22 protein-coding genes are annotated in these 19,963 nt (G+C 40.9%); 17 read left to right on the top strand and 5 right to left on the bottom strand.

The genetic code is table 11. From position 1 onward, the window contains the following. The first annotated feature begins 11 nt into the window (after window positions 1-11). Window positions 12-1,430, top strand: coding sequence for an MATE family efflux transporter (locus ACSFVZ_RS10290; RefSeq protein ID WP_435558790.1), 1,419 nt, complete (start codon window positions 12-14; stop codon window positions 1,428-1,430). 70 nt (window positions 1,431-1,500) lie between these two features. After that, window positions 1,501-2,679, top strand: coding sequence for a succinyl-diaminopimelate desuccinylase (gene dapE / locus ACSFVZ_RS10295; RefSeq protein WP_435558791.1), 1,179 nt, complete (start codon window positions 1,501-1,503; stop codon window positions 2,677-2,679). Between the two features lie 45 nt (window positions 2,680-2,724). Here the strand turns inward: dapE and olsF are convergent, their stop codons facing one another. Continuing rightward, window positions 2,725-4,440: a bifunctional ornithine lipid synthase OlsF gene (gene olsF, locus ACSFVZ_RS10300; RefSeq protein ID WP_135925617.1), complete on the bottom strand. Its 1,716-nt coding sequence runs from the start codon at window positions 4,438-4,440 to the stop codon at window positions 2,725-2,727. Window positions 4,441-4,563: 123 nt separating this feature from the next. Here olsF and ACSFVZ_RS10305 point away from each other — a divergent pair, with 123 nt between their 5' ends. Further along, window positions 4,564-5,484 (top strand): 2-hydroxyacid dehydrogenase, encoded by a 921-nt coding sequence (locus ACSFVZ_RS10305; protein ID WP_435558792.1) that lies wholly within the window; start codon window positions 4,564-4,566, stop codon window positions 5,482-5,484. 97 nt (window positions 5,485-5,581) lie between these two features. Further along, window positions 5,582-5,716 carry a hypothetical protein gene (locus tag ACSFVZ_RS10310; RefSeq protein WP_268842578.1) on the top strand — a complete coding sequence of 45 codons (135 nt, stop codon included), beginning with the start codon at window positions 5,582-5,584 and terminating at the stop codon, window positions 5,714-5,716. 62 nt (window positions 5,717-5,778) lie between these two features. Here ACSFVZ_RS10310 and smrA read toward each other — a convergent pair whose 3' ends face one another. The 3 genes from smrA to ACSFVZ_RS10325 form a co-directional block, all read right to left on the bottom strand. Next, the gene (gene smrA, locus ACSFVZ_RS10315; RefSeq protein WP_199526988.1) at window positions 5,779-6,360 is read right to left on the bottom strand and encodes a DNA endonuclease SmrA; all 582 of its coding nucleotides are present in this window, start codon (window positions 6,358-6,360) and stop codon (window positions 5,779-5,781) included. Window positions 6,361-6,508: 148 nt separating this feature from the next. Continuing rightward, a complete protein-coding gene (locus ACSFVZ_RS10320; protein WP_135925610.1) occupies window positions 6,509-6,754 on the bottom strand; it encodes a hypothetical protein in 246 nt (81 codons plus the stop codon). 100 nt (window positions 6,755-6,854) lie between these two features. Beyond that, on the bottom strand, window positions 6,855-7,298 hold the full coding sequence (locus ACSFVZ_RS10325; RefSeq protein WP_135925608.1) for a hypothetical protein: 444 nt from the start codon (window positions 7,296-7,298) through the stop codon (window positions 6,855-6,857). A gap of 149 nt (window positions 7,299-7,447) precedes the next feature. On the opposite strand from ACSFVZ_RS10325, the gene ACSFVZ_RS10330 reads away from it, so the two are divergent. Beyond that, window positions 7,448-7,831, top strand: coding sequence for a response regulator (locus tag ACSFVZ_RS10330; RefSeq protein WP_135925605.1), 384 nt, complete (start codon window positions 7,448-7,450; stop codon window positions 7,829-7,831). A gap of 72 nt (window positions 7,832-7,903) precedes the next feature. On the opposite strand, the gene rpsT is transcribed toward ACSFVZ_RS10330, so the two are convergent. Further along, window positions 7,904-8,164 carry a 30S ribosomal protein S20 gene (gene rpsT, locus ACSFVZ_RS10335; RefSeq protein ID WP_036967030.1) on the bottom strand — a complete coding sequence of 87 codons (261 nt, stop codon included), beginning with the start codon at window positions 8,162-8,164 and terminating at the stop codon, window positions 7,904-7,906. 243 nt (window positions 8,165-8,407) lie between these two features. Between rpsT and murJ the strand changes: the two genes are divergently transcribed. From murJ to ACSFVZ_RS10395, 12 genes are all read left to right on the top strand, one after another. Continuing rightward, on the top strand, window positions 8,408-9,988 hold the full coding sequence (gene murJ, locus ACSFVZ_RS10340; RefSeq protein WP_328247144.1) for a murein biosynthesis integral membrane protein MurJ: 1,581 nt from the start codon (window positions 8,408-8,410) through the stop codon (window positions 9,986-9,988). Window positions 9,989-10,061: 73 nt separating this feature from the next. Continuing rightward, complete coding sequence (gene ribF, locus ACSFVZ_RS10345; RefSeq protein ID WP_135925600.1) at window positions 10,062-10,988, top strand: bifunctional riboflavin kinase/FAD synthetase; 927 nt, start codon at window positions 10,062-10,064, stop codon at window positions 10,986-10,988. A gap of 25 nt (window positions 10,989-11,013) precedes the next feature. Further along, window positions 11,014-13,839, top strand: a complete 2,826-nt coding sequence (gene ileS, locus ACSFVZ_RS10350) for an isoleucine--tRNA ligase (protein ID WP_435558794.1) — start codon at window positions 11,014-11,016, stop codon at window positions 13,837-13,839. 9 nt (window positions 13,840-13,848) lie between these two features. Then, a complete protein-coding gene (lspA, locus tag ACSFVZ_RS10355) occupies window positions 13,849-14,349 on the top strand; it encodes a signal peptidase II (protein WP_295511092.1) in 501 nt (166 codons plus the stop codon). After that, window positions 14,346-14,786, top strand: a complete 441-nt coding sequence (gene fkpB / locus ACSFVZ_RS10360; RefSeq protein ID WP_135925593.1) for an FKBP-type peptidyl-prolyl cis-trans isomerase — start codon at window positions 14,346-14,348, stop codon at window positions 14,784-14,786. Before lspA ends, fkpB begins: the two co-directional genes overlap by 4 nt. After that, window positions 14,786-15,715 carry a 4-hydroxy-3-methylbut-2-enyl diphosphate reductase gene (gene ispH / locus ACSFVZ_RS10365; protein ID WP_435558795.1) on the top strand — a complete coding sequence of 310 codons (930 nt, stop codon included), beginning with the start codon at window positions 14,786-14,788 and terminating at the stop codon, window positions 15,713-15,715. The genes fkpB and ispH overlap by 1 nt, the downstream gene beginning before the upstream one ends. A gap of 38 nt (window positions 15,716-15,753) precedes the next feature. Continuing rightward, on the top strand, window positions 15,754-16,779 hold the full coding sequence (locus ACSFVZ_RS10370; RefSeq protein ID WP_435558796.1) for a sensor histidine kinase: 1,026 nt from the start codon (window positions 15,754-15,756) through the stop codon (window positions 16,777-16,779). Then, the gene (locus tag ACSFVZ_RS10375; RefSeq protein ID WP_435558797.1) at window positions 16,776-17,486 is read left to right on the top strand and encodes a LytR/AlgR family response regulator transcription factor; all 711 of its coding nucleotides are present in this window, start codon (window positions 16,776-16,778) and stop codon (window positions 17,484-17,486) included. Before ACSFVZ_RS10370 ends, ACSFVZ_RS10375 begins: the two co-directional genes overlap by 4 nt. A gap of 117 nt (window positions 17,487-17,603) precedes the next feature. After that, the gene (gene pilV, locus ACSFVZ_RS10380) at window positions 17,604-18,158 is read left to right on the top strand and encodes a type IV pilus modification protein PilV (protein WP_435558798.1); all 555 of its coding nucleotides are present in this window, start codon (window positions 17,604-17,606) and stop codon (window positions 18,156-18,158) included. A 1-nt stretch (window position 18,159) separates the two neighbouring features. Then, a complete protein-coding gene (locus ACSFVZ_RS10385) occupies window positions 18,160-19,155 on the top strand; it encodes a PilW family protein (protein ID WP_435558799.1) in 996 nt (331 codons plus the stop codon). Then, entirely contained in the window at window positions 19,143-19,625 is a 483-nt protein-coding gene (locus ACSFVZ_RS10390) for a PilX N-terminal domain-containing pilus assembly protein (protein WP_235382274.1), read from the top strand. Before ACSFVZ_RS10385 ends, ACSFVZ_RS10390 begins: the two co-directional genes overlap by 13 nt. A 13-nt stretch (window positions 19,626-19,638) precedes the next feature. Further along, window positions 19,639-19,899 (top strand): hypothetical protein, encoded by a 261-nt coding sequence (locus ACSFVZ_RS10395; RefSeq protein WP_435558800.1) that lies wholly within the window; start codon window positions 19,639-19,641, stop codon window positions 19,897-19,899. The last annotated feature ends 64 nt before the right edge of the window (window positions 19,900-19,963 follow it).

A 19,963-nucleotide genomic window follows, 5' to 3' on the forward strand; every position in this document is an offset into this window, starting at 1 on the left:
AGGTGTGTTTCATGGCTGCTCCCCAGCATTTATTTCTTCATGGCTCGATTTCAAAAGCGTTACTTAAATTAGGTATCCCGATCATCTTAATTAATATTTTGCAGTCTGCTTATCAGTTTACCGATGCTTTTTGGGTAGGGCGCTTGGGGGCAGAGCAAGTAGCTGCCGTTTCTGTCAGTATGCCGGTTACTTTTTTAGTTATTGCTATTGGCTCAGGATTGGCAATGGCGGGAGCCATTTTATCTGCTCAATATATGGGAGCTGGCCAGCAAGATAAGGTAAACCATGTTGCTGCTCAAACCATGTTAATGGTGACAATTACCGCAACCATACTTGGTTTAATAGGTTATGTGTTATCGCCTTACTTTTTGACTTTATTAGGCGTTGAAGAGCAAGTGTTTGGTGATGCGCTTAAGTTTATGCATGTGTCTTTCATTGGTGTTGTGTTTGTGTTTATTTATGCCATGTTTCAGGCTTTAATGCGTGGCACCGGGCAAACTAAGGTGCCACTGTATATTGTTAGCGGTACTGTTTTACTCAATTTTGTGCTCGACCCTTTACTGATTTTTGGATTTGGTGATTTCTCTGGTTTTGGCGTAATGGGGGCTGCATTAGCCACTCTCATTACGCAAAGTTTAGCGGCATTAATTGGCGTTTGGGTATTTTTGCGAGGCCGTCACGGCATTCAACTTAAACTCTCTAGCTTCAAACCAGATTGGCAATATATGAAACAAGCGTTCTTTTTAGGGGCTCCTGGCTCGGTTGAACTCTCTGCAAGAGCCTTTGGGTTAATTATTATGTCGTTTTTGGTTGCCAGCTTTGGTACGCACACCATTGCCTCTTATGGTGTTGGCTCTAATATTTTGCAAATGGTGATGATCCCGGCAATGGGTCTTTCAATGGCCGTTTCTACCTTGGTTGGTCAAAACATGGGAGCAGGAAACCCACAGCGTGCAGCACAAATAACACGTTTAGCCGCGCTTTGGGGGCTGTTAGGCCTGACATTAGTGGGCATTTTAGCTTATGTATTTGCTGAATACTTGGTGGCTTTTTTCATTCCTGATGATGAGTCTGTTATTGCTGGTGGCGCTGAGTTCATTCGCGTCATGTGCTTAACTTGGGGCGGAATAGGCGTGCAGCTTTGTGTTGTTGCTGCATTTAGGGCTTCAGGAAACATGCTCAATGCGATGATTGTGTCACTGCTCTCGCAATGTGTTATTCAATTTCCAGCGGCGTATATTTTGTCTAAACATACCTCACTGGGACCACAGGGCATATGGTATTCGTTTGCTATTACTAATGTACTTGTGGCAATTATTACTTATTTATGGTTCGCAGCAGGTCGTTGGCAACGAACACAATTAACCAAAGAAGACAAAGACATTGCTAAGGTGACCCAAGAAACCCTCATTGAAGAAGGAAATCATTAATTTAAGTTTCACATTGCGGTCATAAACTCTCGTTGTAATAACCCAAGCTTTCTACATAACTAGGGTTATTATGAGTTTGATATCAAATGCAGAGTTAGCAACACACCTATCAGTGCAATCTGAGGTGGTAGAAACATTACAAACCTTGATCCGATTTAAATCGGTAACGCCCGAGCAAGCTGGGGCAATTGACTGGCTCGAAAGTAACTTAAGCCAGCTAGGCTTTGATTGTGAGGTATTTAGTTTTAATCATGTTACTAATTTAATTGCTAAAATCACTTTTGGAGAAGGCCCTGTCGTTGCTTTTTCAGGTCATATTGATGTGGTACCTGCAGCGCAAGGTGATTGGCGAGTTGATCCATTTAGTGGCGAAATAGTGGATGACAGTGTCTATGGCCGTGGCGCAGCAGATATGAAAGGCGGCGTTGCCGCTATGCTTTGCGCAACCAAACGGTTTTTAGCGCAAAATAACAATAAACGCGGCACATTTTACTGGTTAATTACCTCAGATGAAGAGGGCGAGGCTGAATACGGCTCTTTACTGATTGCTGAACGTCTTGCCAAACAAGGTGTTATGCTTGATGGTTGCTTAGTAGGCGAGCCAACAAGCCATCAGCATGTGGGTGATACCATAAAAAATGGCAGGCGGGGTGCGCTGTCTGCACGATTATCTATTCAAGGTAAAGCAGGGCATGTTGCCTATCCAGAAAACACCATAAACGCAGCACATTTAAGTGCCGAGGTTGTAAAGCGCTTAATGGCAATTAGCTGGCACAAAGATGAAGCTAGCTCGGCAACAACACTGCAAGTAACCGGAATTAATATTGCCAATGTGGTCGATAACCTTGTTCCTGCTCAGTGTGAGCTCACCTTTAACGTGCGTTATAGTCATGGCTATAAAAGCAAAGATGTTAAAGAAGAAATTCAATTTGCATTGGCTGATTTAGCATCGCAGCTAACGCTTGTTTGGGAGCGTCCGTGTGAATCATTTTATACCCTGCATCAAGCAAGTAATTGCTTGTTGCAGCAGCTTGAACAAGCTGTGCACGAAGTAACTGGCAGCTTTCCAATGCTTAGTACAAGTGGTGGCACATCCGATGGTCGGTTTTTTGCCAATGAGCACACGCAAGTGATTGAATGTGGCGTGCGAAACCATACCATTCATCAAGTTAATGAACACGTACCCATAGTAGACTTAAAAACTATTGAGCAAATATATTTAGCAGCGCTTAGAAATATATTTAGTTAAAAAAGAATAAGTCGGCGAACATGCCGACTTATTCTTTAATGACTATTAGCGTGTCTGTCCCAAATACCTTTTGGCTTTACTGGCTTTTACTTTATCTAAGTCGACAAGTACTAATCCATCAATGCAATTATTAAACTCAGGGTCGATGCTAAAACTTAAAAACTGTACGCCGCCTGGCTCGCAAAGTTCAGTGTATTGTTTGAATAGGGTTGGGACCTGTGCGCCGATATTGGCAAGCACATGTTTAAGTTCAACAAAGTCTTCTTTAATATCATTACCAGAAAATAACTGAGCACATTGTGCTTTTTGTGATTCTGTATGACGATATTCATTATTGGGGATTGCTAACACTTGTTTAGCACCATAATAATGTTGGTAATAATGAACTAGTAGCGATTTAGCTTGCTCGGGTAGTGCATTTGACACACTAACCGCGCCAAACAAATAGCGGTATTGCGGGTAACGGTTAACGAATGCGCCGATGCCAAACCACAAATAATCTAGGCTCTTTCTGCCCCAGTATTTGGGTTGCACGAAGCTTCGACCAAGCTCTATACCTTTTTCTAAATACGGTGCCATATCATCGCTGTAGCTAAATAGGCTATCGGTATATAAACCTTTGCGGCCATGTTTTTCTATGATGTCTTGTGCGCAGGCAAGTCGATATGCGCCAACTAGTTCAAGTTGTTTGGCATCCCATAGTACAAGGTGTTGATAATCCATGTCGTATTTATCTATATCTCGGCGTTTACCACTGCCTTCACCGACTGCGCGAAACGCAATTTCACGCAGTCGGCCTAGCTCACGAAAAATCGGCGAGCTGCCACAGTATTGATATAAGTAAATTTTCATTCCATCAGAGGTTTCACCTAATAATTCACACTCCTCAATGGCTTTTTTAAGGTCTTTAGTCGCTTCTGGGCTGGCTATGGGGGTTTGTGTTTTTAACGGCAGAGGTTTTTTAGTAATAAGTCGATACAGTTGCTTTCTTATCAGCTGAGCTATTTCTTTATCTTTTAAATTCTCGATTAAATATGACTCAGGTGGGATAGATGCACCAATTTCAAACTCTAATGATTTTTGTCGTTGTTTAAACATCTCTTTGACCAATAACAAACTGGCTAATGGTTTATAAATCATTGAGGTGCCGTAAAATAGCGGGCTGTTTTTCGCTTTGATGTAAATAGGTAAAATAGGCGCGTTAGCTTTTTTTGCCATACGTAAAAAACCACTGTTCCATTTACAGTCTTTAATTCCCGTTGGACTTAATCGCGATACCTCACCTGCAGGGAAAATTAATAACGCACCGTCTGATTTTAAGTGCTGTTGGATATTAGCAAGTTCTTTCTTTTTACTCGTACCAGAGAGGTTATCAACGGGTAGTAGCAACGAGTGCATTGGGGTGATAGACATTAGCATGCGGTTTGCAACAACCTTTAAGTCAGGGCGCACAGTTGATAAGACTTTTATTAGCGCTAATGCATCGAGTGAACCAATAGGATGGTTTGCCACAATAATAATATTGCCTTCACTAGGTATATGCTCCATTTGCTTTGGCTTGTAGCGTGTGTCAAAGTCTAGCTCTTCGAGCACCTGCTCTACAAACTCAAGTCCTTGTAAGTGTGGGTATGCATCACCAAAGGCAACAAACTCTTGCTCATGTAATAAATAACCCAGGCCTTTTTTTACTAAGCCTTTTACTTTTGGTGAATTTTCTAACTGTGGTAAATTTGCTTCTATTACTTTATCAACACTGATCATACACACCTCAATCTTAAGCGCATTTAGCGATGAAATTAGGTTAAGAGTTTGCTGTGACAGTTAGGTTGCAGTTGTGTGACTTTTTAATGAGCGCTTTGAGTACGAGGCAAAATGGAGAAGACAATGATTTTACTTGTGGCTATAACAGGCCGAGATTGCAGCCAATTAATTGCTAAGCTGCAAGCTTTATTACCAGAGGTCAAGGTACAGCCTTGGTCAGAGTGTACTGATTACGAAGCGGTTGAATTTGTGCTTGCTTGGAATGCGCCCGCTGATTTATGGCCTAAGTTAGTAAATTTAAAAGCCGTTTCTTCTTTTGGTGCGGGTGTTGATAGCATTGATTTAACGAAGATAGCTGCACATGTTCCCGTTGTTAGAATTGTTGATGATAACCTGGCTAATGATATGGCAGAGTATGTGTTGACTCATGTATTGGCACACAAGCTTAGGCTTAAAGAGTATTATTTAAAACAATCAGCCGGCAGTTGGAAGCCAAAGCGAGCGTATTCACAGCAACATGTGGGTATTTTAGGTTATGGTGAACTAGGCAAAGCTTGTGCTAAGCGCTTACTTGCAAATGGCTTTAAAGTGAGCGCTTGGTCTAATAGTGAAAAACATGATTCTGAGGTGGACACGTATTACACACAGCATGGATTAGATGACATGCTTGGTCAAATTGATTATCTCGTTTGCTTACTACCACTTAATCAGCACACTCAAGGCATTATAAATAAATCACTCATTAGCAAACTGCAAAGTCATACGGTACTAATTAATGTTGCCAGAGGCAAACATGTCGTTGATGAAGATTTACTCGAGGCACTTGATAATGAGCAATTACGTGGCGCTACGCTAGATGTGTTTAGCGAAGAGCCTTTGCCTAAAACACACCCTTATTGGTCTCATGACAAAGTGACCTTAACCCCACACTGTGCTGCATTGTCAGATATAGAGTCAGTTACTTTGCAAATTTCAGATAATGTAAAGAGACTAATCAAAGGTAAAAACCTAATGAATCAGATTGATAGAACAAAAGGTTATTGACAAATTACAAATTAGTTTAATAAACACCTTGTTAACATCTGTAACTTTGTTATTCTGTTGTTGCTCAATAAAAAAACAACAATAAAAAAGAGGCGTTATGAAATCTAATCAAGGTGGAGCTAAATTTAGTCTAGTCGTAGTGTCAGTTATCGTTCTTGGTGTTTCAGCATGGTTTAATCAAGCTAATGCATCGGAGCAGCCAGCTCAGGCCACTGAAGTTAGCCAATCATAACCAACCAATCTCAGTAAGTATGTGCAGCATGTTTTAATGCTGCACTTCAATCGCTTTTTCTATTAACTTCTTTTTGAATGGATTTCTCTGTTCTCGTGTTTCTTCTCGTCTGACTTTTTAATCATCACATACGTTGCACCGCTACCACCATGATGCTTAAGGGCACTATGAAACGCTAAAACTGCTGGAATTTCTTGCAGCCACTTATTGGTATAGCTTTTTAAAATACCTGGTTGTGATTTATTTTTGATACCAATGCCGTGGCGTATAAGCACGACACGAATATTTCGTTTGTGGCAGTCATCAATAAAATTTAAAAGTGTGCTGCGAGCTCGTTGAAGAGGCTGACCATGCAAATCAAGCGTGGCATCAAGTTGATATTTAGCTAAACGCAGATTTTTATATACTTGGCCTTGTACACCATCTTTTTTAAATGCCAATATGGCATGGGGATCTAACAGCTCAACAAACTCACTGCGTAAATAGTTTTCATCAATTGCTAAATCACACTCAGCTGCTTTACGTTTTTCTTGTTGCGCTAGTGAAGGGCCTTGTTTCGTGGAATCAAATTGAACAGTGTCATGCTTAAGAGGTTTTACGTCTTCCATTGACGAAAGAAATAAGTCGAAGTCGTTAAATGACACAGTGCACCTCCAAATTATTTATATACGACTAATATGGTATCTCAGTTCAGTCATCTTGTAAGCAAAAAAAAGCCCAAACAGAATGCTGCTTGGGCAGAAAAGATGATAGATGGGATAGCCTATTCTATCAATTTATCTTAGGAGAAGATTAACCTTGATTGATATTCAGTTGGCCAAATGTATAGACCTTGAATAAATAAAATGTATTGATCAACACTAAGCTCATATTCGAGATAACGCTTGACGACATTAGATCTAAGCTAAATGATAGAAACAATAAACTACACGCGCTGATCGCTGCAAAACGTAGTAATGTCAGCTGGTTAATAAAAAATGCACCTAATCCTAGGGCAAGTAGCGTTAAGTTTAAAAGCCAATCTAGCTCGTTTACCATGGTCGTATCAATTCATATCTGTGTTGAAAAAGGAGCGCCATTATGGTGATCTTTTACACAGCTTTCAACCAAGTAATTTTTAATTTTCAGATTAGTTTTTTTAATCTATTGTTAGTTTTTTCATTGCTGCGAAGAAACCACTTTTATCTGTCACACGGTACTTCTGGCAAGTGTCTGGTTTACGCTTATCTTGGCAAAGATAAATAACGTTACGACTTAGGTCTGCACGGGGACTGAGGGTTGAATCAAATAAGTTTGCTCCATAGCCAAAAATGCCTGGCCAGAACACACTCTGAGATACCATACCAAGCTTTTCATAGGTGATTAAAATAGGTTTTGGTGTAATTAGTAGAATTAATACAACCGCTGCGAGTGTATACCAACGTGCTTTACTTTTTTTAAGCTCGATTTCAGGAATGCTTTGTTGCGCGGCTTGTGCACGTGCTTGTTGTTGGTTTACTGGTCTTTGTCGCTTTGCTTGTGTTGGTTTTTTTCGTTCAGGTGTTTTACCAAGCAAAGATTGTTTTTTTATTTTATTAGACATAAAGCTTATCTGGCCTTTTATATATAGCTCTCTATAATGAGATTATAACGAAGTTTTTGATATAATAGTCAAATTCAAAGCGTAAATTATTTATTTAAGTTAATATTGTATTAGCAATAAGTGTTATCTTTAAAGATTAGAGGAATAGTATGGACACGCAGCTTTCAATTCTTATCGTGGACGATGTTGGCACCGTGCGTAGCTTTTTAAACCAAACGCTTATGCACCTAGGTATCGATAATGTTCGAGAGGCATCCACAGCAGCGCAGTGTTTGAGCGCGTGCAAAGAGAAGGAGTTTAATATTATCTTTTTAGATATTGAACTACCTGACGGTGACGGTAAGGAAATCATCTCACAGATAAATGATATTTCACCTGAAGCAAATGTTGTTATGGTGTCTGCACATTCAACAGTGGAAAATGTTAAAGAAGCGATTGAAAAGGGCGCCAAAGGTTTCGTTGTAAAGCCTTTTACCCCAAAGAAGATCGCGGCAATGCTGAAAAAGTTTTACCCCGATTTAGAGATTGCATAGCAGTTATCTGAAAAACATTAAGATAAAAAAAAACCGGCAAAAGCCGGTTTTTTTATATTCATCAAAAACAAATTATAGCGCTTTGATTTTAGCTGCTAAACGGCTCTTATGACGAGCTGCTTTGTTCTTGTGGATTAGACCTTTAGTTGCGTAACGGTCTAGGATAGGTGTTGCAACAGCGAATGCCGCTTGTGCAGCTTCTTTGTCGCCCGCTTCAATTGCAGCAACTACTTTTTTGAAGTAAGTGCGCATCATTGAACGACGGCTTGCGTTATGTTGACGATTTTTTTCGCTCGTAATAGCGCGTTTTTTTGCAGACTTGATGTTAGCCAAGGTTTGCTCCTAACAATCTTAAAATAAGCTTAATTTAAAGGCCGTGGAATATGCCTGTTTTTATCATGAATGTCAACGAAATTTTGACATCTCAAGAAAAACTGCTCCTTATAACGAACATCAATTTGCCGCTTTAGCAGTTAATATCGCTATTGTAACAAAGGGTCGGGTTCGAGCCTAGTGCTTTAAAGATATTTTAGGCATAATCGCCCATCTTATAAGATTTTTGATAACGGGTTTAAGGTGGCAAAAGGATTATTTCGTTCCGGAATGATAGTCAGTGCTATGACAATGATTTCGCGTATTTTAGGATTGGTGCGAGATGCTGTAGTGGCTAATTTACTGGGTGCAAGTGCCGCAGCGGATGTGTTTTTGTTTGCCAATCGAATTCCTAATTTTTTACGTCGCTTATTTGCAGAAGGCGCTTTTGCACAAGCATTTGTACCTGTTCTATCTGAGATAAAAGAACAGCAAGGCGATGATAAGGTCAGGTTGTTTGTTGCTCAAGCTGCCGGTACTTTGGGTACCATTTTATTAGCGGTTACTCTATTTGGTGTGGTTGCCTCGCCTGTCATTGCCGCATTATTTGGTACTGGCTGGTTTATTGATTGGTGGCAAGGCGGCGAAAATGCCGAAAAGTTCGTTCTTGCTAGTGCGCTGTTAAAACTGACTTTCCCGTATTTATTTTTTGTTAGTCTGGTAGCCCTCAGCGGTGCGGTTATGAACGTATATAATCGCTTTGCCGTTGCCGCTTTTACACCCGTACTTTTAAACGTATCAATTATTACTTGCGCTATTTTTCTACATGATAAGTTTTCGGTGGGGGCGTATGCGCTTGCCATCGGCGTATTTGTGGGTGGTCTAGTTCAGTTACTGTTCCAGTTGCCGTTTTTGTATCGTGCCCGCATGCTGAGCCGCCCTAAATGGGGGTGGCAAGATGAAAACGTCAAAAAAGTTAGAAAGCTCATGCTACCTGCCTTGTTTGGCGTTTCGATAAGCCAAATAAACTTGTTGCTCGATACCATGATTGCCTCTATGTTAATGACAGGCTCTATCGCTTGGCTTTATTACTCAGACCGATTGATTGAGTTTCCTCTAGGCTTATTTGGTATTGGTATCGCAACGGTCATATTGCCTGCATTGTCAAAATTACATAGCACAAAAAGTACAAAAGATTTTCAGCTGACCCTTGATTGGGGGGTAAGGTTTGTAATTTTCTTAGGCTTGCCTGCCATGTTTGGTTTAATGGTAATTAGCCCGCTTATTATTACGGTTTTATTTGACCACGGTGCGTTTCAGGACGGTGAAATTGATCATGTCCAAGCGGTGAGCTACGGTGTGATGGCTTATTCAGTGGGACTAGTTAGTTTTATGCTAATCAAAGTGTTAGCGCCAGGCTTTTATTCGCGTCAAGATACAAAAACCCCCGTTAAAATTGGTATTAAAACTCTGGTTTTAAATATGGTGTTTAACATTATGTTGGCACCATTTATTGGTTATTTAGGTCTGGCTTTGGCCACATCAATGTCGGCTAGTTGTAATGCTTATTTGTTGTATCATCAATTACGTAAAGAAGGGGTCTATCAGTTTTCTGCGATGAGCCTTGGTTTTACCTTTAAGTGTTTGTTTTCAAGTTTATTAATGGCTGCGTCTGTGTGGTACGTAGGCCAGCAATTTATGTGGCAAGCTTGGCACTTTACTGAGCAAGTGTTGTTGTTGGGCGGGTTATTAGTGTTGGCGGTTTTTGTATATTTTGCAGCCTTATTCATTTTAGGCGTGCGACTAAATACGATAAAAAGTGTTGCAACTACTGAATCAAACTAAAAAAAAGATTATAATCGGCGCTTCAAGCCCGATATCAATGTTTTGGGCTCGCTGATAAAGGCAAAAAGGTGGCATGGAGTTAATTAGAGGTATTCACAATATTCGCGCGCAGCATTATGGCTGTGTGTTGACCATTGGTAATTTTGATGGTGTGCACTTAGGTCATGCAGAAGTGATTAAAGGCTTGCTGCAAGACGCAGAAAAGCATCAATTGCCAAGTACCGTGATGTTATTTGAGCCTCAGCCACAAGAATTTTTTGCTAAAGATAATGCTCCAGCGCGTTTAACTCGACTACGTGATAAGCTTAGCTTACTTGCTAAATTGGGAGTGGAGCGAGTGATTTGCATTAGCTTCAATCAACAATTTGCCAATATGGAAGCAGAGCAGTTTGTAAGCCAAGTATTGGTTGATAAGTTAGGTGTAAAAGCTCTGACTGTAGGCGATGACTTTTGCTTTGGAAAGCGGCGCCGTGGTGATTTTGCGTTGCTTAAAGCAATGGGTGCTGAGTTAAACATGGATGTGAAAAGTACTGCGAGTTTTCGCAGGCTTAATGATAGAGTGAGCAGTACTCTTATTCGCCAGGCACTTGCTGCAGGGCAATTAGAAGACGCAAAAACCATGTTAGGTCATGGTTATGCAATTTCTGGACGTGTTATTCATGGCTGGGCAAAAGGTCGTGAATTAGGGTTCAGAACGGCCAATATAGCATTAAAACGCCAAGTATGCCCTGTAAATGGGGTGTTCGCGGTACGAGCAAAAGTTGGTGAAAAAGAATTATTTGGGGTTGCAAATATTGGCAACAAACCCACATTTAATGGAACACGCGCTTTGTTAGAGGTTCATCTGTTCGACTTTGCGCAAGACATTTATGGACAATTTATGCACGTGGAGCTAATTAAAAAGCTTCGCGATGAGAAAAAATTCGAGACATTAACACAACTGACGGCGCAGATTGCAGATGATGTGACCGCCGCTAAGCAGTGTTTTGGTTTAAATTAGGTAGCCGATACGGAAAGTAGGATTAATGAGCGACTACAAACATACTTTGAATTTACCGGAAACAGCGTTTCCAATGCGCGGCAATTTGGCTCAACGTGAACCAAAGATGCTTAAGACATGGTATGAAGACGATCTTTATGGTCAAATTCGCAGCGCTAAAAAAGGTAAAAAAACCTTCATTTTGCATGACGGCCCTCCGTATGCAAACGGTGATATCCATTTAGGCCACTCGGTAAACAAAATTCTTAAAGATATTATTGTTAAGTCAAAAACCTTGTCTGACTTTGATGCACCTTATGTGCCTGGTTGGGACTGTCACGGTTTACCAATTGAGTTAATGGTTGAGAAGAAGGTAGGCAAACCAGGTGTGAAAGTGTCTGCTGCTGAGTTCCGTGAAAAGTGTCGCGAATACGCTAAGAAACAAGTTGAAGGTCAAAAAACAGACTTCAAACGTCTTGGTGTGTTTGGTGATTGGGACAAGCCTTACCTAACAATGAACTTTGACTTTGAAGCGAATGCTATTCGCGTACTTGGTCGCATCATTAAAAATGGTCACTTACATAAAGGTGCTAAGCCTGTTCACTGGTGTACAGATTGTGGTTCAGCACTTGCTGAAGCAGAGGTTGAATACCAAGATAAACAGTCACCAGCAATCGATGTGCGTTTTGAATTTGCTGATCAAGAGGCTGTAATCAATGCGTTTGAACTTGCCGAAGGCCATGAAGGTAGCGGTGCAGTTAGTACTGTTATCTGGACAACTACACCTTGGACATTACCAGCTAACCGTGCAGTAGCAGTTCACGAAAAGCTTGAATATGCCCTAGTTCAAGTTGATGACGAAGGCGCACAGCAGCGTTTAATTTTAGGTTCAGAGCTAGTAAAAGATGCAATGGACCGTTATGGCTTTAAGCATTACCATGTACTAGGTTATGTAAAAGGTGCGGCACTTGAGAATTTACAGGTTGCTCACCCGTTCTATGACTTCACAGTGCCTGTAATTGTTGCTGATCACGTAACGACTGATTCTGGTACTGGTGTTGTTCATACTGCGCCTGGTCACGGTCAAGAGGATTTCGCGGCAGGTCTTGCTTATGGTTTAGAAGTTGCTAACCCTGTTGGTGCAAACGGTGTTTACTTACCTGACACACCAATGTTTGCTGGTCAGCACGTATTTAAAGCAAATGCGAGCGTGATTGACGTATTAACTGAAAACAATGCGTTATTACACCATCATGCGCTTACACATAGCTACCCACATTGCTGGCGTCATAAAACACCTATTATCTTCCGTGCTACGCCACAGTGGTTCGTAAGTATGGACCAAGCTAACCTTCGTCAAGATTCATTAAACGAAATCAAAAAGACTGAGTGGTTGCCTGAGTGGGGCGAGAGCCGCATTGCAAACATGGTTGAAGGCCGTCCTGATTGGTGTATTTCACGTCAACGTACATGGGGTGTGCCAATTGCATTATTTGTTGATAAAGACACAGGTGCGCTTCACCCAAATACGCAAGAGCTAATCGAAGAAGCCGCAAAACTGGTTGAGAAATCAGGTATTCAAGCTTGGTATGACTTAGACCCTGCAACCTTACTTGGCGATGACGCTGAGCAATACATGAAAGTACAAGATACGTTAGATGTATGGTTTGACTCAGGTGTGACTCACGCATGTGTGGTTGATGCACGTGAAGGTTTAACCGGTCCTGCTGATCTTTACTTAGAAGGTTCTGATCAACACCGTGGTTGGTTTATGTCGTCAATGATGACATCGGTTGCTATCAATGGTCATGCGCCATATAAGCAAGTGCTAACCCATGGTTTCACGGTTGATGAAAATGGCCGCAAGATGTCTAAATCATTAGGCAATGTAATTTCGCCACAAAACGTGATGAACAAACTAGGTGCTGACATCTTACGTTTATGGGTTGCATCAACTGACTTTACAGCAGAAATGACTGTATCTGATGAAATCTTTAAACGTTCTGCTGACCGTTACCGTCGTATTCGTAACACAAGCCGTTACTTACTTGCGAACCTTAATGGTTTTGATCCAAAAACTGATAAAGTTGCGATTGAAGACATGGTTGAGCTTGATCGTTGGATTGTGGGCCGTGCAGCTGAGCTTCAAGATGAAATCTTAGCGGCTTACGATAAGTATCAAATGTTACTTGTAACGCAAAAGCTAATGAACTTCTGTACTGGTGAACTTGGTTCGTTCTACTTAGATGTAATCAAAGATCGTCAATACACAGCGAAAAGCGATAGCCATGCCCGTCGTTCATGTCAAACTGCGCTTTACCACATTGCTGAAGCAATGACGCGTTGGATGGCACCGATTTTAAGCTTTACTGCACAAGAAATTTGGGAAGCATTACCAGGCGAACGTGATAATTTTGTGTTCACTTCAGTTTGGTATGATGGTTTACAAGCCTCTTCACAAGGTAAGTTCAGCAACGATGATTGGTTAACAATCCTTAATGTTCGTGATGAAGTAAACCGAGTACTAGAAGCGGCTCGTAAAGAAGAAATCATTGGTGCAACATTACAAGCAAACGTAAGTATTTACGCAGGTGAAGAGCTAAGTTCGAAATTAGCTGCGTTAGGTGATGAGCTGCGCTTTGTGCTATTAACTTCGGGCGTAACTGTTGAAACTGTGACAGCACAACCTGAAGGTACTCAAGCTACAGAAATTGATGGTTTATTCATTAAAGTTGCTGCAACAACCGCTGAAAAATGTGAGCGTTGTTGGCATTACTGTGATGATGTAGGTGCAGAGCCAGCGCACCCTGAAATTTGTGGTCGTTGTGTTAGCAATGTTGACGGCGATGGTGAACAGCGTCAGTTCGCGTAGGAGTTGTTTGTGAGCAAACTAGCCGGAAAAAGTGGCTTAGTTTGGCTATGGCTGAGTCTACTACTTTTAGTAGTAGACCATGCGACAAAAACACTTGTTGTTAACACCATGGCCTACAAAGAGTCGATAGATATTCTGCCTTTCTTTAATTTTACCTACGTACATAACTATGGTGCGGCATTTAGCTTTTTAAGTGATTCAGGTGGTTGGCAGCGTTGGTTTTTTAGCATAATAGCGGTAACGATCAGTGTTCTTTTAGTATGGTGGCTTAAACGCTTACCCGCGACGAACAAGATATTATGTTCTGCATATGCGTTAGTATTAGCCGGTGCAATTGGCAACTTATACGACCGCATCGCTTATGGCTATGTTATTGATTTTTTGCATGTATATTACGAAAACTGGCACTTTCCTGTTTTCAATATTGCCGATTGCGCGATTTGTATCGGTGCCGCATTACTTTTATTTGATGCCTTCACAGGCGAAAGTCCGAAGGAGCAACAAGCATGAGCCAAGCTGTAATTGGTGAAAACTCTGAAGTGATCTTTCATTTCTCAATTAAGTTAGAAGATGGCTCTGCAGCCGACTCAACTAAGGTACATAATAAACCAGCAAAATTGCGAATGGGTGATGGTAGCCTGACAGAAAACTTTGAAAAATGTTTACTAGGTTTAGCCGCCGGTGACAGCAAGTCATTTGCATTAGAGCCTGAAGATGCATTTGGTCAGCCAAATCCAGATAACATTTATTATGTGGATCGCAGTAAGTTTGGTGCGGATACCCCTGCTGAAGTAGGTAACATTATTGCCTTTACTCAGCCTGATGGCACTGAGTTACCCGGTCTTGTTCGTGAAGTTCAAGGTGAGTCGGTCACAATTGACTTTAATCACCCACTTGCAGGGCAGCGCTTAACCTTTGAAGTCGATATTTTAGAGGTAACAGGTTAATGGATATTTTATTAGCGAATCCACGTGGTTTTTGCGCTGGTGTCGACCGTGCAATTAGTATTGTGGAGCGCGCACTCGATATCTTTGAAAAGCCAATCTATGTGCGTCATGAAGTGGTTCACAATCGATATGTTGTTGATGGCTTAAAAAATCGCGGTGCAGTTTTTGTTGAAGAGCTAGATCAGGTTCCTGACGATAGTATTGTTATCTTCAGTGCGCATGGTGTATCGCAAGCCGTTCGAAGTGAAGCAAAACGTCGCGACCTTAAAGTGTTCGATGCAACCTGCCCACTGGTAACAAAAGTACATATGGAAGTAACACGAGCCAGCCGTAAAGGTATTGAGTGTGTATTGATTGGTCACCATGGCCATCCTGAGGTTGAAGGTACTATGGGTCAGTACGACAACGAAGCGGGCGGTATTTACTTAGTAGAAACCCCTGAAGATGTTGCCGTTTTATCTGTTAAAAATCCTGAAAACCTTTTTTACTGTAGCCAGACCACGTTATCTGTTGATGATACGGCAGATGTGATTGATGCACTACGTACTAAGTTTCCAGCCATTGATGGCCCGCGTAAAGACGACATTTGTTATGCTACGCAAAACCGTCAAGATGCGGTTCGTGACTTAGCTGATAAAGTGGATGTACTGCTTGTAGTAGGGGCTAAAAATAGTTCTAACTCAAATCGCTTACGTGAGCTTGCTGACAAAATGGGCACCACTGCTTATTTAATTGATGATGCAAGTAATGTTGAGGCGGATTGGTTTAACAATGTAAATGCCGTAGGTGTGACTGCTGGGGCATCTGCGCCAGAAGTTTTAGTTCAACAGGTTATTGCTCGTTTAAAAGAATTGGGTGGTAATCAAGTTGTTGAAAATCCTGGTGAAGAAGAGAACATAGTATTTGCCGTTCCTGTTGAGCTACGCTAATCTAAGCAAATAGTAGTCAACAGTTAAAAGAGGAGCCCATGAGCAAACAGCCAAATTCACACGGCTTGCTGATTGCGGCTCTTTTCCAATCCCGTGGTGTACTCGCCATACTTATCGTCAGTCAAGTTATTGCTGTTTTATTGGCGTTTTCACCGTTAAGTTTTGGTGATGTATGGTTACGTCTGGCCATTTTTAGTTTCTTTTTGCACCTTATTTTCTTATCTAGTCTTTCTTGTCTTTATCTCTCACGGTCTGTACTTACTAAATTATCTCAGGCATTACAGTTATCTATCTTAGTAATTGTTTTACTGATTTTTACATACTTGTATAGCTTTGCAGTACTTAACGTATTCGCAGATATCTTTGAAATGGCATCTAAGACGCACTTTATTGTGAGTAACCTACTGATAATTTTTTTGGTTACAGTGCTTTTTGTTCAATTTTTGCTGATGCATAATCAAAAGGAGCAGCAAACAAAAGCTCTGGCTAAAGCCAAATTAGATGCGCTTCAAGCCCGCATTCGTCCTCATTTCCTATTTAATAGTTTGAATACTGCTGCTGAGCTAACCCACTATGATGTGGTGGCGGCAGAACAAGCTATTCTTGCATTAGCTGCACTCTCTCAGGCTGCTATGAAAAGTGGTAAAGCTATTTTACTTACCGATGAAATAACACTATGTCAACAATATATAGCACTAGAGCGTTGGCGTTACGGAGAACGGCTAACAGTAAACTGGCAGTTACTTGATAAACTACCTGATATCGATATCCCATGTTTGACTCTCCAACCTCTTATTGAGAATGCAGTATTTTATGGGATCGAGACAGCAGAGCACGGTGAAATAAATGTCGAAATGCACCAGTCTGATAAAACTTACACATTCATTATTACTAACCCAGTAGTGAAGAACATCATGAATGAAAGGTCGGGTAATGGTATGGCACTTGATAATATTCGTGAACGCTTATCACTGTTTTATCAACGAAAGGCATCAATAACAACCACTCATCGCGATGGAATATTTAGGGTAAAACTTGTATTACCAAGGCAGAAAACAGCATGATAAAAGTATTAATTGTTGATGATGAACCGCTAGCTCGAGCACGTATTTCACGATTATTGTCAGAGCATAGTAATTATACAGTGATTGGTGATGCCTGTAATGGCGAACAGGCAATTGAATATTGTAAACAGTTACAGCCTGATGTCGTGCTACTCGATATTAATATGCCCAAGCTTAATGGACTGGAGGTTGCTGCGACATTAAAGCAATTAACTATACCACCTGCCATCGTATTTCTTACAGCTCACCCTGAGCACGCACTAGAAGCATTCCAACTCTGTGCTGATGGTTATTTAGTAAAACCAGTTTCTGAGTCTTCGCTTAATCAAACATTATCGCAACTTAGCAAGCTTAATCGAACTCAATTAAGTGACTCTGCTAAAAGCTACATAAGTTATCAGCTCGGTGGTGTATTGCGCAGAGTAAATATTGAGAATGTGATTTGTTGCATTGCGGAACAAAAATATACTCGTGTCGTATTCGAAGGGGGCGAAGCAATCATTGAACAAAGCCTTAAACAACTCGAGCGTACTTTCCCTATACAATTATTGCGAATACATCGTAATACCCTTGTAAATAAGCAACATATTTATAGTTTAAACAGCCGACAGCCTGGTGGGCATACTTTAATTATGAACCAACTAGAAGAGCCTTTAACTGTTAGTCGTCGGGAATTAAAAGCGGTAAAAGCTGCATTGGGTAACTAGGAGCGAGAGTTTCACTGACCGTTCATCTAACATATTGACCGTTTATACATACACCTATTGCTATTCTTTTTAGGCTTCTTATGCTTAAGGTATGTCAATTTATTAGCCACGTTCATTATGAAAATTAACTCTCATCAACAGGGCTTTACCTTAATCGAGGTGCTCATTGCATTTATTATATTGAGCCTTGGTTTATTAGGTGCTATCGCGCTTCAAGCGAAAGCAAAGCAAGCAAGTTTTGATGCTATGCAGCGCTCGGCTGCAATTGCGTTAGGGAATGATATTATCCACCGCATGAGAGCAAATGATACGGCTACTTTTTCAGCGCTATATAGTGGGCAGTTTCATAGCCAAACAGCATTAGGTAAAGTCTCTAGCTGTTATCAGGCTACATGCTCTCCACAGCAAATCGCTGCACTTGATAAACAGCAATGGGTGCGAGCAATTCAGGCACGTGAAAACACCGGAGCTCTGGATGAAGCAAGGGTGTGCATTAAAGCCACTGCAGTCTCAGGGGGCCTTCCAAGTGAGTATAATATTGAAGTGATTGTTAGTTGGCGTGGTCGACAAGAGTTTAAAGCAAGCGCAGAAAACTTAAAAACCGGATGTGGTTCAGTAAATGACCGTCGTCGCCTTGTCGTTCTTGACAGCTATATTTATTTAAGGTCGTAAGATGAATAAGTATAAAGGTTTTACATTAATTGAAATGATGGTTGCCTTATTCATAGGTGGTATTGTTTTAGGTGGTGTAATGTTTACTTATGTAAGTATGAAAGCCACAACTAAAGACACGATGATGATTGGCGAGCTGCAAGAAACTGGCAGATTAGCCCTCAATATACTACAGCGGGATATTGAGCAAGTTGGTTTTTGGGGCACTTTTTACGAGGATTCCTTTTCTGCTGCTAATACGCAACTTAGTCAAGTTGCAAATCCAAGTCCTGACTGCTCTGCTGGTTTAAATAACGGTAGTTTCCCTGACCTAGCTTCTAGTACTAATTTTCGTTCAATTTATGCAGTGCAGGCTGCAGGCTCCTCCGCGCTGGGCTGTATTCGTGACGCTGCAGCAAATACGGATGTATTACAATTAAAGTTTTTAGAAGGATTTCAAAATGAGCCTAAGTACACAAGCAATAATTCTTATTATTTTGTTGCAGAGCAAGAATTTGCATTGTTTACTCGTGGGCCTGTGAATGCAGCAACAATAAATGTCAACGCAACGGTGTGGCGCTACCGCCATAATGTTTATTATGTTTCTAAAGAAACTATTTATATCAATAAAAAACGTGTTGTTATTCCTGTTCTGAAACGAAAACGACTGACCCCAGTACGCGGTATGTATACAGAAACTGTTATGGAGGGAGTTGAAAATATGCGGTTTGTTTTTGGCTTAGATACCACTAATGATAGTCGAGTTGATACCTATAAAAGTATTAATCAAATGACGGCTACTGATTGGGAGAATAGGCGTGGAATTTTGACAGTACAAGTATTTTTACTTGCTAGATCTCTGATGCCAGATGGCGACTTACAAATTAAAAATCAAACCTATGAGTTAGGAGAAGGGGCTAGTGGTAGAACACTTACATTCAATGATAAATATCGACGCGCAATTTTTACAACCACCATTAGATTAAACAATGTAGGAGCAAATTTGTGGCGCATTTAAACCCTCCTAAAAAGCAACAGGGCATAGTATTGATCCTTGCTCTAATTATGGTTGTTGCAGTAACAGGGATTGCAGTAACTTTAATGAATAGCAGTAGTATTGATGCAAAAATAACAGCCGCGGTACAAGAGCGTGAAGTTGCTGAAAATGAAGTTATGGGCACAGTGCTTAAGGTGATTGCAAATCAAGCCGCTGCTGGAAGAAATAGTGCTTTTTTTAAAAAGCCTGAGCAAATACCTGAGGGTGGCTTCGATTTGGGCGCGATCGGTGACTCCACAAATAAAATGATTAATTTAAATAATGGCGAATTGGATTTGCCATGTCCTCGCAAGTACAACTTCACCTCCGGTGTGTCATGCAACATGGTCGAAGTTAATACCACAATTACCTATGGTAAAAAAAGTATTCATACATTAACTGTTAAAACGGGCGTTGCTCAAGAAATGGCAAGTTTAAACACGGGTGGCTAGAGAGGGAATTGTAATGAAGGTCGTTAACTTTAAATATGTATTTATATATGTTTGCACGCTTGGATTTTTAACCGCAGCAAATGCAGATGATACTGAGCTTTATGTTAATTATGATAAAGATCTTGATGAAAAATCGCGTGTTATTTTTGTACTCGATACCTCTGGTAGCATGCAGTATTCTGCCAATACAGGGCTTAAATGCTTTCACCCAGTTGATGGTTACTTGTATGAGTGTCCTGATAGCCGAATTGCAGCTGCTAATGATCTGATTTAATGGCACCGCACACTTTTGTGAAGGATAATTAGTCCAACAACAAAGGTGTGAAAATGACCCAACG

Source organism: Pseudoalteromonas nanhaiensis (assembly GCF_051235485.1).
In the GTDB taxonomy this organism is placed as follows: Bacteria; Pseudomonadota; Gammaproteobacteria; order Enterobacterales; family Alteromonadaceae; genus Pseudoalteromonas; species Pseudoalteromonas lipolytica_C.

What these genes read in the sequence shown, in the direction of transcription:
- olsF (WP_135925617.1), bottom strand. Translation starts at nt 4,440, where the DNA reads ATGATCAGTGTTGATAAAGTAATAGAAGCAAATTTACCACAGTTAGAA.
- ACSFVZ_RS10320 (WP_135925610.1), bottom strand. Translation starts at nt 6,754, where the DNA reads ATGGTAAACGAGCTAGATTGGCTTTTAAACTTAACGCTACTTGCCCTA.
- ribF (WP_135925600.1), top strand. Translation starts at nt 10,062, where the DNA reads ATGGAGTTAATTAGAGGTATTCACAATATTCGCGCGCAGCATTATGGC.
- ileS (WP_435558794.1), top strand. Translation starts at nt 11,014, where the DNA reads ATGAGCGACTACAAACATACTTTGAATTTACCGGAAACAGCGTTTCCA.
- pilV (WP_435558798.1), top strand. Translation starts at nt 17,604, where the DNA reads ATGAAAATTAACTCTCATCAACAGGGCTTTACCTTAATCGAGGTGCTC.
- ACSFVZ_RS10310 (WP_268842578.1), top strand. Translation starts at nt 5,582, where the DNA reads ATGAAATCTAATCAAGGTGGAGCTAAATTTAGTCTAGTCGTAGTGTCA.
- ACSFVZ_RS10325 (WP_135925608.1), bottom strand. Translation starts at nt 7,298, where the DNA reads ATGTCTAATAAAATAAAAAAACAATCTTTGCTTGGTAAAACACCTGAA.
- ACSFVZ_RS10395 (WP_435558800.1), top strand. Translation starts at nt 19,639, where the DNA reads ATGAAGGTCGTTAACTTTAAATATGTATTTATATATGTTTGCACGCTT.
- ispH (WP_435558795.1), top strand. Translation starts at nt 14,786, where the DNA reads ATGGATATTTTATTAGCGAATCCACGTGGTTTTTGCGCTGGTGTCGAC.
- dapE (WP_435558791.1), top strand. Translation starts at nt 1,501, where the DNA reads ATGAGTTTGATATCAAATGCAGAGTTAGCAACACACCTATCAGTGCAA.
- ACSFVZ_RS10385 (WP_435558799.1), top strand. Translation starts at nt 18,160, where the DNA reads ATGAATAAGTATAAAGGTTTTACATTAATTGAAATGATGGTTGCCTTA.
- fkpB (WP_135925593.1), top strand. Translation starts at nt 14,346, where the DNA reads ATGAGCCAAGCTGTAATTGGTGAAAACTCTGAAGTGATCTTTCATTTC.
- ACSFVZ_RS10375 (WP_435558797.1), top strand. Translation starts at nt 16,776, where the DNA reads ATGATAAAAGTATTAATTGTTGATGATGAACCGCTAGCTCGAGCACGT.
- ACSFVZ_RS10370 (WP_435558796.1), top strand. Translation starts at nt 15,754, where the DNA reads ATGAGCAAACAGCCAAATTCACACGGCTTGCTGATTGCGGCTCTTTTC.
- ACSFVZ_RS10305 (WP_435558792.1), top strand. Translation starts at nt 4,564, where the DNA reads ATGATTTTACTTGTGGCTATAACAGGCCGAGATTGCAGCCAATTAATT.
- ACSFVZ_RS10290 (WP_435558790.1), top strand. Translation starts at nt 12, where the DNA reads ATGGCTGCTCCCCAGCATTTATTTCTTCATGGCTCGATTTCAAAAGCG.
- ACSFVZ_RS10330 (WP_135925605.1), top strand. Translation starts at nt 7,448, where the DNA reads ATGGACACGCAGCTTTCAATTCTTATCGTGGACGATGTTGGCACCGTG.